Annotated in this window: 10 protein-coding genes and 1 pseudogene; 6 read left to right on the forward strand and 5 right to left on the reverse strand. The window is 61.6% G+C overall.

All coding sequences use genetic code 11. The features are described 5' to 3' along the window. Nucleotides 1-21 precede the first annotated feature (21 nt). Nucleotides 22-1,041, forward strand: coding sequence for a Leu/Phe/Val dehydrogenase (locus PspS04_RS04405; RefSeq protein ID WP_159993843.1), 1,020 nt, complete (start codon nt 22-24; stop codon nt 1,039-1,041). Between the two features lie 172 nt (nt 1,042-1,213). Next, complete coding sequence (locus tag PspS04_RS04410; protein WP_159993845.1) at nt 1,214-3,004, forward strand: acyl-CoA dehydrogenase C-terminal domain-containing protein; 1,791 nt, start codon at nt 1,214-1,216, stop codon at nt 3,002-3,004. Nucleotides 3,005-3,163: 159 nt separating this feature from the next. Here PspS04_RS04410 and PspS04_RS04415 read toward each other — a convergent pair. Next, a pseudogene (locus tag PspS04_RS04415) lies at nt 3,164-3,427 on the reverse strand (YebG family protein); the annotation flags it as partial. Nucleotides 3,428-3,719: 292 nt separating this feature from the next. Here PspS04_RS04415 and PspS04_RS04420 point away from each other — a divergent pair. After that, the gene (locus PspS04_RS04420; RefSeq protein WP_095169403.1) at nt 3,720-4,220 is read left to right on the forward strand and encodes a phosphate-starvation-inducible protein PsiE; all 501 of its coding nucleotides are present in this window, start codon (nt 3,720-3,722) and stop codon (nt 4,218-4,220) included. Here the strand turns inward: PspS04_RS04420 and PspS04_RS04425 are convergent. The 3 genes from PspS04_RS04425 to PspS04_RS04435 all read right to left on the reverse strand — a co-directional run bounded on the left by PspS04_RS04425 (nt 4,217) and on the right by PspS04_RS04435 (nt 7,601). After that, nucleotides 4,217-4,534, reverse strand: a complete 318-nt coding sequence (locus PspS04_RS04425; RefSeq protein ID WP_095169404.1) for a DUF3509 domain-containing protein — start codon at nt 4,532-4,534, stop codon at nt 4,217-4,219. The two genes, PspS04_RS04420 and PspS04_RS04425, sit on opposite strands and share 4 nt — an antisense overlap. Before the next feature lie 326 nt (nt 4,535-4,860). Then, entirely contained in the window at nt 4,861-6,162 is a 1,302-nt protein-coding gene (locus tag PspS04_RS04430; RefSeq protein WP_159993849.1) for a serine/threonine transporter, read from the reverse strand. Nucleotides 6,163-6,224: 62 nt separating this feature from the next. Beyond that, complete coding sequence (locus tag PspS04_RS04435; RefSeq protein ID WP_159993851.1) at nt 6,225-7,601, reverse strand: L-serine ammonia-lyase; 1,377 nt, start codon at nt 7,599-7,601, stop codon at nt 6,225-6,227. A gap of 135 nt (nt 7,602-7,736) precedes the next feature. Between PspS04_RS04435 and PspS04_RS04440 the strand changes: the two genes are divergently transcribed. Both PspS04_RS04440 and PspS04_RS04445 read left to right on the forward strand, forming a co-directional pair. Beyond that, a complete protein-coding gene (locus PspS04_RS04440) occupies nt 7,737-8,684 on the forward strand; it encodes a LysR substrate-binding domain-containing protein (protein WP_095169407.1) in 948 nt (315 codons plus the stop codon). Between the two features lie 211 nt (nt 8,685-8,895). Continuing rightward, complete coding sequence (locus PspS04_RS04445; protein ID WP_027618585.1) at nt 8,896-9,306, forward strand: HPF/RaiA family ribosome-associated protein; 411 nt, start codon at nt 8,896-8,898, stop codon at nt 9,304-9,306. A 51-nt stretch (nt 9,307-9,357) separates the two neighbouring features. On the opposite strand, the gene PspS04_RS04450 is transcribed toward PspS04_RS04445, so the two are convergent. Continuing rightward, the gene (locus PspS04_RS04450) at nt 9,358-10,854 is read right to left on the reverse strand and encodes an MFS transporter (RefSeq protein ID WP_159993853.1); all 1,497 of its coding nucleotides are present in this window, start codon (nt 10,852-10,854) and stop codon (nt 9,358-9,360) included. Between the two features lie 106 nt (nt 10,855-10,960). On the opposite strand from PspS04_RS04450, the gene PspS04_RS04455 reads away from it, so the two are divergent. Further along, on the forward strand, nt 10,961-11,833 hold the full coding sequence (locus PspS04_RS04455; RefSeq protein WP_159993855.1) for a LysR family transcriptional regulator: 873 nt from the start codon (nt 10,961-10,963) through the stop codon (nt 11,831-11,833). Nucleotides 11,834-11,843: the final 10 nt, after the last annotated feature.

The raw sequence follows: 11,843 nt of genomic DNA on the forward strand, positions 1-11,843 counted from the left end.
AAGTGATTCGGGAGCCCCACGATGTTCGCTCTCATGCAAAGCACTCGCCTTGAATCTCTACACCTGAGCGTCGACCCGACCACCGGGTTGAAGGCCGTGATTGCCATTCATTGCAGCCGCCTGGGACCTGCCCTGGGTGGGTGCCGTTACCTTGCCTACCCCGACGATGAAAGCGCCGTGACGGATGCTGTGCGCCTGGCCCAGGGCATGAGCTATAAAGCGGCCCTGGCGGGCTTGCCCCAGGGTGGCGGAGTGGCGGTGATCATCCGCCCGCCGCATGTGGAAAACCGCGCGGCGCTGTTCGAGGCTTTCGGGCGCTGTGTCGAGCAACTCGATGGCCGCTACATCACCGCCATCGACAGCGGCACCTCGGTGGCTGACATGGACTGCATCGCCCAGCAAACCCAGCATGTCACCAGCACCACCGCCTCGGGCGACCCATCGCCACATGCAGCGATGGGGGTGTTCACCGGTATTCGAGCGACCGCCATGGCGCGCCTGGGCAGCGATAACCTGGAAGGCTTGCGCGTTGCGATCCAGGGCCTGGGCAATGTCGGTTTCGCCCTGGCTGAGCAACTGCATGCCGCGGGGGCCGAGTTGCTGGTCAGCGATATCGACCCGGGCAAGGTGCAACTGGCAATGGAGCAGTTGGGCGCCCATCCGATTGCCAACGAGGCACTGCTCAGCACCCCCTGCGACATCCTTGCGCCCTGCGGCCTGGGCGGGGTACTCAACAGCCACAGCGTGGCGCAGTTACGCTGTGCGGCGGTGGCCGGTTCGGCCAACAACCAGTTGACCAACCTCAGCGTCGCCGACCAACTGGAGGGGCGTGGCATCCTCTATGCGCCGGACTATGTGATCAACTCCGGTGGGCTGATCTACGTGGTGCTCAAGCACCGCGGCGATGAGTTGTCGAGCATCACCGGGCATCTGTCGCAAATCAGATCGCGCCTGACTGAAGTCTTCGCCCATGCCCAGGCGGAAAAACGCTCGCCAGCGCGGGTGGCGGACGAACTGGCGGAACGCCTGCTTTATCGCTGAGCTCCCATACCCCAGGCCTGCCCGTGTTCAAGGCGGGCCAGTATTGTTCGCGCTATTTTCAGCAAGAGCCGCTCGGTGAGCATTTTTTGTCACGCCGGGCTTGCGGCCGTCCGCGGTTTTTTCGGCAAGGTAGAGGCTGGCTAAATTTTGCCGATGGACGGGAGGGTCGTAGATGAGCTTTCAAGCACCTTTGCGGGACATGCGCTTTGTCCTGCATGAACTATTCGATGTAAGTGCCCATTGTGAGTTGCTGGGTAACGGCCTTGATCGGCAACTGATCGATGGCGTGTTGGACGAAGCGGCGCGTTACACCGCGCAGGTGGTGGCGCCGCTCAACCGCAACAGCGACGAACAAGGCGCCACCCTGGCCAACGGTGAGGTCAGCACCCCCGACGGTTTCCCCCAGGCCTATCGACAGTACGTCGACAACGGCTGGGCCAGCATGACCGGGCCGAGCGAATACGGCGGACAGGGTTTTCCACAGATGGTGGCGGCGAGTTTTCATGAAATGCTGATGGCCGCCAGCCTGTCGTTTCGGGTGTATTCCGGGTTGACCGAAGGCGCGGTGCTGGCCCTGTACAAACACGGTGACCAGGCGCTGAAAAACCTCTACCTGGAAAAAATGGTCAGCGGCACCTGGACCGGCACCATGTGCCTGACCGAACCCCAGGCCGGGACCGACCTGTCACTGCTACGCACCCGCGCCGTACCCCAGGCGGACGGCAGTTACGCGGTGAGCGGCAGCAAGATCTTCATCAGTGGTGGCGAGCAGGATCTTTCCGAGAACATTGTGCACCTGGTGCTGGCCCGATTGCCGGACGCCCCGGCGGGGGTCAAGGGTATCAGCCTGCTGCTGGTGCCCAAGTTCATCGCCGGTGCCGACGGCGGCCTGGGGCGGCGCAACAACCTGAGTTGTGGGGCCATCGAGCACAAGATGGGGATCAAGGGCACCTCGACCTGCGTGATGAACTTTGACGGTGCCAGCGGCTGGATTATCGGCGCGGCCAACCAGGGACTGGCGTGCATGTTCACCATGATGAACGACGCGCGTTTCCAGGTTGGCCTGCAAGGCCTGGGGATTGCCGAGCGGGCGTTCCAGGGATCCTTGAGCTACGCCCGCGAACGCTTGCAGTCGCGAGCGCTGGAAGGCTCTGCCGCGCCGGACAAAGCCGCCGACCCGATCATCGTCCACCCCGATGTGCGGCGGATGTTGCTGACCCAGAAAACCCTGCTCGAAGGCTGCCGCATGGTGGCGGCCTACACCGCGCAGCAACTGGACCTGGAGCATGCGCACCCGGATGCCCAGGCGCGCAAGCAAGCGAGCCAGCGCGCGGCGTTGCTGATACCCATCGTCAAAGCGTTTTTCACCGACATGGGCCAGGAAGTCGCCAGCCTCGGAGTGCAGATTTACGGTGGCCACGGTTTTATCCGCGAGTGGGGCATGGAGCAGTTGATGCGCGACAGTCGCATCACCCAGATCTACGAAGGCACCAACGGCATCCAGGCGCTGGATTTCATCCGTCGAAAACTGCTCGCCGATGGCGGCCAACAGCTCACCGCGCTGCAGGACGAACTGGATCAATGGTGCGCCCGTCACGCCTTGTCGAGCGAGTTGAACACGCTGGTCCTGGCGCTTGAGACACGGGTGCTGGAATGGCGAACGCTGACGACTCACGTGATCGCCATCAGTGCGGTCAATGTGCAGGAGATTGGTGCCTGCTCCGTGGACTTCCTGCAGTACTCGGCCTATGTGCTGTTGGCCGGCTTCTGGTTGCAGGCGGCAGCCCGTGCCGAAGCGGCCCTGGCCGCCGGCACCGAGGAAGTCGAGTTCTACCGGGCCAAGTTGAACAGTGCGCGGTTCTACAGCGACCGGATTTTGCCTCGGGCCAGTGCCCATCGCGAGGCAGTCCTGGCGGGAGCGGAGTCGCTGATGGCGATGCCCGAAACCAGTTTCGCCTTCTAATCGCTACAGGCATGAAAAAGGCCCTGGATCAGTGATTCAGGGCCTGTTCAATTCTGCCGGTAATTACTTCGCGGCTTTGACCGCCTTGGCCGGTTTGGCAGCCTTGGCGGGTTCGCCTGGCTCGACGTCTGCGGCGGGTTCAGCAGGCTCGACCGCTGCTTCAGCCGGGGCAGGGCTGCTGAGCAGTTCGGTCAGGGCGTCCGGCTGGCTCTTGAATGCCTTGGCGAACACATCGCGATTCTTCGCCATGTAGATACCGGCTTCTTCCACTTGCTGTTCGGTCAGGGACGGAACGGCTTTTTGCAGCACTTGTGCCAGAAACTCGGCGAGTTCGAGCATTTTGTCATGACGGTCAGCTTCGGCTTTATCCATGAACAAGCGCTCCAGATCTCGGCTGCTGCGGTATACCACTTCGACGGCCATTTACCACCTCACATGCCTTCACATTAGTTGTCTATTACGACTACTGTATTTATATACAGCGAAAGGATAAGCCAATCCCGGTCCTTTGGGTAGTCGCTTTTTAATCTAGACCGGTTTCACGGTTTGTCAGGTGGCGCCATGCCATGCTTCGCGCAGTGCTCAGACACACAAAGTGTCCAATCCCGGTCCACCGTCATCTCACATCACAGCCGCTGGCCTTTTTTCTGCATGCAGAACAACAGTCATATCGAACCCGCATCATCCGGTCGAACCGACCTAAGGAACAATTACCGTGAAAATCCATTGGGCGGAGCGAATTCGCCAGAACGTGCATGAGCTGGCGGAAACCCTGGGCAACCTGTTCGTCGAAACCTTCCATTACCTGGCCCTGTTCGCCATTGGCGCGGTCACGGCCTGGGCGGCGGTCATGGAATTTCTTGGCATGATCGAAGAGGGACACATCAAGATCGACGACATCTTGCTGTTGTTCATCTACCTGGAACTGGGGGCGATGGTCGGGATTTATTTCAAGACCAACCACATGCCCGTGCGGTTTCTGATCTACGTCGCGATCACCGCCTTGACCCGCCTGCTGATCTCCAACGTGTCGCACCACAACCCGCCGGACGTGGGCATCATCTACCTGTGCGGCGGGATTCTGCTGTTGGCGTTTGCCATCCTGGTGGTGCGTTATGCCTCTTCGCAGTTCCCCTCGGTGAAGATCGAGCACCCGCAACGCAAGGTGGGTGCCGGCTCCAGTGAGCACCCGGAAGTCGAGAAGGGCGAGCTTTAAGGGCGGGCTGACAGGGGCAGGGCGGCCTTGGCCAGCGGCGGCGGCAACTTGAGGTTGTCGCTGTCGGTCATGGCTTCGAGAATAGCCATGGCGCTATGCCCTTGCTCGATGGCGATGCCGAACTGAATGCTTTGCACCAGCCGTTTCAAACGCTGCGGATCGTTGCGCTGGGCGACGCTGATCATCCGCTTGGCGACGATGCGCCCGGCGTTGGACAGGGTCAGCATGATGCCGCCGTCCAGCCCCTGAATGCTCAGGTTGATCTGATAATCGGCGGCAAAGGTGTCGGTAATCAGTTGGAAGGGGTTGTCCATAATGCGTCACCGCTTGATTGGATCGTGCAGTCATTGACCGACTGCGCCCGCAATTGTTCGCAGTTCCGGACCGTCGGCAGATAGCAGTGACGTAGCAAGGGGCATGCCCGCGGGGGTGATCACCTGAAGATCAGCGAGCCTGACCCCATCCTGTGGGAGCGGGCTCGCCCGCGATAGGGCCGGCACAGCCAGCATCGGCGGCGCCTGACACTGCGCTATCGCTGGCAAGCCGCAAGCGGGCGCCGCAAGCGGGAGCCGCAAGCGGGCGCCAGCTCCCACATGGAGCAGATGAGCGGCATCAGCCGCTCAGCCTCCAACGGTCCGTTTCAGGGCAGAACGGAGTAGATGATCGCAGACAGTGCAATCAGGCCGATCACAACCACGAACACGTTTGACACTTGGCCCGAATACTTGCGCAGAGATGGCACGCGACGAATCGCATACATTGGCATCAGGAACAGCAAGCACGCGATGACCGGCCCACCGAGGGTTTCGATCATGCCCAGGATGCTTGGGTTGAAAGTCGCCACGGTCCAGCAGCTGAGGATCATGAACAGTGCGGTGGCACGGTTCAGCCAGTTGGCCGACATCACCCGGCCACGGCCGCGCAGGCTCTTGACGATCAGGCCCTGGAAACCTTCACTGGCGCCGATGTAGTGGCCCAGGAAGGATTTAGTGATCGCCACCAGCGCAATCAACGGCGCGGCGTAGGCGATGACCGGGGTCTGGAAGTGGTTGGCCAGGTACGACAGGATCGAGATGTTCTGCGCCTTGGCAGCCGCCAGGTCAGCGGGGGACAGGGCCAGCACGCAACTGAAGCAGAAGAACATCACCGTCAGCACCATCATGCTGTGGGCGACGGCGAGGATGCCGCTGCTTTTCGCTTCGGCCTGGGCACCGTAGCGGCGCTTCTGGTCGACGGCGAAAGCCGAGATGATCGGCGAGTGGTTGAACGAGAACACCATCACCGGGATCGCCAGCCACAGGGTCTTGAAGAATACGGGCAGCGGCATGCCCTCACTGGCGGAAGCGAAGAATGCGCCGTTCCAGTTCGGGATCAGGCTCAGGGCCAGCAACAGCAAGGCCGCGACAAATGGGTACACCAGCACGCTCATGGCCTTGACGATCACGCCCTGGCCGCAACGTACGATCGCCATCAGGCCGAGGATCAGCACCAGCGACAGCACCGCCCGCGGCGGCGGGGTGATGTGCAGCTGGTGTTCCATGAAGCTGCCCAGGGTGTTGGTCAACGCCACGCTGTAGACCAGCAGGATCGGGAAGATAGCGAAGAAGTACAGCAAGGTGATCAGCTTGCCGGCACCCACGCCGAAGTGCTCTTCCACCACCTCGGTGATATCGCCGGAGCGCCCGGACAGGACAAAACGGGTCAGGCCGCGGTGAGCGAAGAAGGTCATCGGGAAGGCCAGCACCGCCAGTACCAGCAACGGCCAGAAGCCGCCGACGCCGGCATTGATCGGCAGGAACAGGGTGCCCGCACCGATGGCCGTGCCGTAAAGGCCGAGCATCCAGGTGCTGTCGTGTTTGCTCCAGCCCTTGTGGGCTGTTTGCGTAGCGTGGGTCAGATCTACAGCGGGGTTTTCGGCAGCAGGTGTACGTACATCGGTCATCGTTTTGGCCTCGTTATTATTTTTGCTCGGGCTCACGTGTTACGGGCGGCAGGGAATGCTCCTCAGCATTCCACCCAGCTGACAGCCAGGCCGCCCCGTGAAGTCTCTTTGTATTTGTCATGCATGTCGGCGCCGGTATCGCGCATGGTGCGGATCACCCGGTCGAGGGAGATGAAATGCTTGCCGTCGCCGCGCAGGGCCATCTGGGTGGCGTTGATCGCCTTCACCGCAGCAATGGCGTTGCGCTCGATGCACGGCACCTGGACCAGGCCGCCGACTGGGTCGCAGGTCAGGCCCAGGTTGTGTTCCAGGCCGATCTCGGCGGCGTTTTCCAGTTGCTCGGGCGTGGCACCCAGCACATCGGCCAGGCCGGCCGCGGCCATGGCGCAGGCGGAGCCGACTTCACCCTGGCAGCCGACTTCGGCGCCGGAGATCGAGGCGTTCTTCTTGCACAGGATGCCTACGGACGCGGCGGCGAGGAAAAACGCCACCACATCGTCATCCGACGCCTCGGGGTTGAACTTCATGTAGTAATGCAGCACCGCCGGAATGATCCCGGCCGCGCCGTTGGTTGGTGCCGTGACCATGCGCCCGCCGGCGGCGTTCTCTTCGTTGACGGCGAGGGCAAACAGGTTCACCCATTCCATCGCCGAAAGGGTCGAACTGATGACGTTCGGCTTGCCGATTTCCAACAGGCTGCGGTGCAATTTCGCCGCGCGTCGTGGCACATCCAGGCCACCGGGCAAGATGCCTTCGTGGCGCAAACCCTGCTCGACACACTCACGCATCACCGACCAGATATGCAGCAGGCCCTGGCGGATTTCCGCGTCGCTGCGCCAGGCCCGTTCATTGGCCATCATCAATTCGGAAACCCGCAGGCCGTGCTGGTTGCACAACGACAACAGTTCGGCGGCACTGGAAAAGTCGTACGGCAACTGCACGTCATCGCCTGCTGCTGTGCCGGACTCGACCTCGGCCGCCTCGACGATAAAACCACCGCCCACCGAGTAGTAGATCTGCTCGAACAGCAGGCCATTTTCGCTAAAGGCGCTCAGCGCCATGGCGTTGGGATGGTAGGGCAGGCTCTCATCGAGCAGCAGCAGGTCGCGTTGCCAGTCGAAGGCAATGTTCAGGCGGCCGCCAAGTTGCAATTCGCCACTGTCGCGTAGCTGTTGGATACGTGGGCCGATGCTGTTGGGGTCAATGCTGTCCGGCCATTCGCCCATCAGGCCCATGACGCAGGCGCGGTCGGTGGCGTGGCCGACGCCGGTGGCAGACAGCGAGCCATACAGGCGGACTTCGACGCGCCAGACCTGGCTCAGCAGGCCTTGGTCGAACAGCGCCTGGGCGAAGGTGGCGGCGGCGCGCATCGGGCCGACTGTGTGGGAACTGGACGGGCCGATGCCGACCTTGAAGAGATCAAAAACACTGATAGCCATGCTAAAGCCTTACAAGCAATGGAGTAGGAATCGCTGCCATTTTTTGTAGGACGAGCGCAATGTCGGCGATACTGCCTACCTCGGTCCACGGTGACCAACGAAACTTCCTAAGACAGGCTTTAGCAGGACTAAACGATGAGTCGTCAATTTCACGCCCAGACTTACGTCTGGCTGCATGTGTTTTCCTGTGCGGCGCGGCACCTGTCGTTCACCCGTTGTGCCGAAGAGCTGCACATCACCCCCGGGGCGGTCAGCCAGCAGATCCGTCAGTTGGAAGAGCGCCTGGGTTTCCGCCTGTTCCATCGGCGCGCCCGTGGCGTCGAGTTGAGTGCCGAAGGCCAGCGCCTGGCGATCACCGTCGGCGAAGCCTATGGCAGCATCGACGCAGAGTTGCGCCGACTGGACGCCGGCATGATCAGCGGCATCCTGCGCCTGCGTTCGATCCCATCCTTCCTCGGCAAATGGCTGACCCCGCGCCTGCCACGCTTGCAACAGCGCTACCCGGATATCCAGTTGCGCCTGGTGGCCGAGGACAGCAGCGTGGCCCTGCACGAGGGCGACTTCGACCTGGCGATCGACCTGAACGATGGCAGCTACCCGGGGCTGTTATCCACAGCCTTGCTCGATGAACAGATTTTTCCGGTCTGCGCCCCCAGCCTGCTGCGTGGGCGCCCCCCGCTGCACGGCCCGGCGGACCTGGTGCATTTTCCGTTGTTGCACGACATCACCGCCTGGCGGGGCAGCTACGAATACGCGGAATGGGAGTTCTATCTCAACGCCATCGGCTTCGACGGTGCCGATGTGCGGCGTGGGCATACGTTCAATCGCAACCACCTGACCATCGAGGCGGCAATTGCCGGTATGGGCGTGGCCATTGCCCGGCGCACGCTGCTCAATGATGAACTGGAGCGCGGCACCCTGATCGTGCCCTTTGGTGTTGCGGTGCCCAACTACAAACGTTACGTGCTGCTGTATGCACCGGGTGCGCTGAGCCATCCGGGCGTACGCGCGGTGCACGACTGGCTGGTGGAAGAGGCGCAGATCTTTCGCGGAATGCACCCTTTGGGTGAGGGGCAGATGTGAGTAATTGTTGCAGTGTTACCAGGCGACCCAACTCCCGACCTTAACAGCGCTTTTGTCCGTTGTCCGACTTTTTCAGCAATGAAAATTTATCTTTTTTTAGGGGTTGAATTGTTTCACCGTCTGCCCAACTCTGTAAGTAAGAGGTCACGGTCACTGAAGATTCAACGCTACACCGGACCTCTCGCGAGCTAGCTGAAATAAGGGATGAACTATGCAAATCCAAGTCAACAGCGATAACCATATTGAAAGCAGCATCCGACTGGAGGAGTGGGTACGTACTACCATTGAGAGCACGCTCGAACGTTATGAAGAAGACCTGACCCGCGTTGAGGTCTACCTGCGGGATGAGAACGGCGACAAGCCCGGTCCCCACGATTTAAGTTGCCGCCTGGAAGCACGGCCAAAAGGCCATCAACCACTGTCGGTGTCCGCCAAGGGCGATACCCTGGAACAGGCGATCGACAGCGCAGCCACCAAACTGGAACACGCGCTGGAACATCTGTTTGGTCGACTGCAAGGCAAGCCACGCGCTGCCGGGAAAAACCAGCCAATCAACAAAGTGAATGAAGACGCACTGGAACAGGAATTCCTGGAAAACGAAAATGCTGTGATCAACGGCTGACCGGTTCTTCATCCTCCACAAGCGGGCCTGCATTTGCAGGCCCGATTTCATTTAGCTGCGTCGGAAAAAATACCGACTCAGCAGCGCCAGCCCACACGCCCCCAACCCTGCAAACAACATGGCCCAACCGGCGCCATGGCGCAGTGCTGCCTGGGCATCGTTGAGTGCCAGCCCCGGCGAATCCAACTTACCCGCTGCAATGTTTTGGCTGATGGCCGGCCAGTCCAGTGCAGTGCTCGCAGGCAACACCTCAGCCAGTTGATGGCTGATGCCCAGCAACAGCACCAGGCCCATCAGCGCGATGTTGATTGCCAAGGTAATTAATCGTGCGCTCAGGTCGATGCCCGACGCCATGCCCGCGCGGTCGGCGGACACCGAGCCCGTGGTGGTGTTGGTAGTGGGCGAGTTGGTCAGCGCCAGGCCCACGCCCGTCAGCACGCAGCTAGCCAGTATCAGCCCGATATCCGGGTGTTCGGCCATGTTGATGGCGGCCATGGTCAGAAACCCTATAGCCATCAGTCCCAGGCCCAAGGGGATGACGCCTTCGGCGCCGTAGCGCAGGGCGAGGCGCTCGGCCAGCGGCGGAACCAGCAGGGTCGGCAAGGTGTAGGCGAGCAGGGCCGCACCAGTGGTCAGGGTGTCGTAACCCAGGCCAGCCTGGAAGTACAACGGCAGGTAGATCATGAAAGGCCAGAAGCTGAAGTTCATGCCGATCGAGCCCATCAACGCACCGTTGAAACGGTGGATGCGAAATACCGCGAAGTCGAACATCGGGTGCGCGCTGCGGCGCTCAATCACGATAAACAACAGCAGCGCAGCCAGCGCCAGGCCCGCCCAGCCCGGTACAAAGCCATTTTCGCTGCCTTGGGTGATGAAGTAGACCAGGGCAAACACCGACAGCGTCAACGTCAGCATGCCGGCGATATCGAGGCGATGAGCGCTCGGGTCGCGGGATTCTTCCACGCTGACGCGCAGCAGTACCAAGGTGAACAATGTCAGTGGCACATGCACCAGGAACACCCAGCGCCAATCCGCCACGGCCAGGATCAATGCGCCGACCATCGGCCCGAAGCCGAGGCCCACGCCGGCAATCACACCCCATATGGCAAATGCCCGCGCCCGCGCTGCCGGGTCGCGGAACAGGTGCGAGAGGATGGCGAACTGACAAATCATCATCGCCCCACCGCCAATGCCCTGGACAAACCGCGCGACAATCAGTGTGGAGGCGCTGCCGGCCAGCCCACACACCAGCGAAGCCACGGCAAATACCCACAGGCACAGCACCAGCATGCGTCGACGGCCAAAGCGGTCAGCCAATGTGCCTGCCGCCATCAGCACGCTGGTGCAGGCCAGGGTGTAGGCGTTCATGATCCATTGGGCGTCCTGGAAACCGGTGCCCAGTTGCTGTTCCAAGGTGGGCAGGATGATCGGCACGCTGGAAATTTCCAGGCCGAACATCAGTGCCACCAGGCACACGGCGGTGAGGGCCAGGTTGTTTCTGGCGGTGCTGGGTGTGCTGGCGGCCGATAAGCTGGCGGCGGGTGGCATGGGATTCTCCTGTGGATAAATGATGGGAGTTATTCTCGCGGGAACTTGGTTCTTTATTCGTGATAAATTTTCTTTTGATAGGGGACTCAAGGGCGACAATTGCACCATGGCCACACCACGTTTTGATGGCGTTGAACTCTTTCTGCAGATCGTCGAAAGCGGCAACCTGACCGAGGCCGCCGAACGGCTCAATCTCACGCGTTCGGCGGTGGGCAAGGGTTTGGCGCGGCTGGAGGCGCGGCTTGGCACGTGTCTGTTGCAGCGTTCGACCCGTCGCCAACGGCTCACCGAAGATGGCCAGGCCTACTACGAACATTGCCTGCGCGCACTGGCGGAACTGGAGGCAGCCGAATCGGTGTTGGAAAGTGGCCGCCAACAGCCACGCGGACGCTTGAGGGTGAGTTTGCCGCTGGCGTTCGGACATCACTACGCGGCGCCCGCACTGTGGGGCTTGATGGCGCGTTATGCAGAACTGGAAATCGAGATTTGCTTCGCCGACCGGCTGGTGGATCTGGCCCAGGAAGGCTTCGACGTGGCCGTGCGAATCGGCCCGCTGCCCGACACCGACCGCCTCAGCGCGCGCCGCCTGGGTGAACAGTCCGTGTGCCTGGCGGCTGCACCGGCTTACTTGCAGCGTGTGGGGCCAATTGAATCGATCGACGACCTCGCCGGCCACCGCGGCATCGCCTATCGCTGCAATACCCCACACCGTTCCCGGGTGGTTTCGCCGCTGCTGATGGACGACCTCCAGGCCGTGGCCGACGCCGCTGTCGCGGGCGTGGGCCTGGCCTGGTTGCCGAGTTGGCTGGTGGCGCACTATGTGCTGCGTGGACAACTGGAAGCCGTGTTGCCCAGCTACCGTGAGCAGCCTTCACCGATCCATGTGATCTGGCCCACGGCGGTTCATATGCCGGCCAAGACGCGCTGTGCCATCGACGCGTTGGTGGCCGGCACGCCGTCGTGCCTGGCGGGCAGTTGATCAGAACGCA

This window comes from Pseudomonas sp. S04 (assembly GCF_009834545.1).
Taxonomy (GTDB): Bacteria; Pseudomonadota; Gammaproteobacteria; order Pseudomonadales; family Pseudomonadaceae; genus Aquipseudomonas.

What these genes read in the sequence shown, in the direction of transcription:
- PspS04_RS04405 (WP_159993843.1), top strand. Translation starts at nt 22, where the DNA reads ATGTTCGCTCTCATGCAAAGCACTCGCCTTGAATCTCTACACCTGAGC.
- PspS04_RS04410 (WP_159993845.1), top strand. Translation starts at nt 1,214, where the DNA reads ATGAGCTTTCAAGCACCTTTGCGGGACATGCGCTTTGTCCTGCATGAA.
- PspS04_RS04425 (WP_095169404.1), bottom strand. Translation starts at nt 4,534, where the DNA reads ATGGACAACCCCTTCCAACTGATTACCGACACCTTTGCCGCCGATTAT.
- PspS04_RS04430 (WP_159993849.1), bottom strand. Translation starts at nt 6,162, where the DNA reads ATGACCGATGTACGTACACCTGCTGCCGAAAACCCCGCTGTAGATCTG.
- PspS04_RS04435 (WP_159993851.1), bottom strand. Translation starts at nt 7,601, where the DNA reads ATGGCTATCAGTGTTTTTGATCTCTTCAAGGTCGGCATCGGCCCGTCC.
- PspS04_RS04440 (WP_095169407.1), top strand. Translation starts at nt 7,737, where the DNA reads ATGAGTCGTCAATTTCACGCCCAGACTTACGTCTGGCTGCATGTGTTT.
- PspS04_RS04445 (WP_027618585.1), top strand. Translation starts at nt 8,896, where the DNA reads ATGCAAATCCAAGTCAACAGCGATAACCATATTGAAAGCAGCATCCGA.
- PspS04_RS04450 (WP_159993853.1), bottom strand. Translation starts at nt 10,854, where the DNA reads ATGCCACCCGCCGCCAGCTTATCGGCCGCCAGCACACCCAGCACCGCC.
- PspS04_RS04455 (WP_159993855.1), top strand. Translation starts at nt 10,961, where the DNA reads ATGGCCACACCACGTTTTGATGGCGTTGAACTCTTTCTGCAGATCGTC.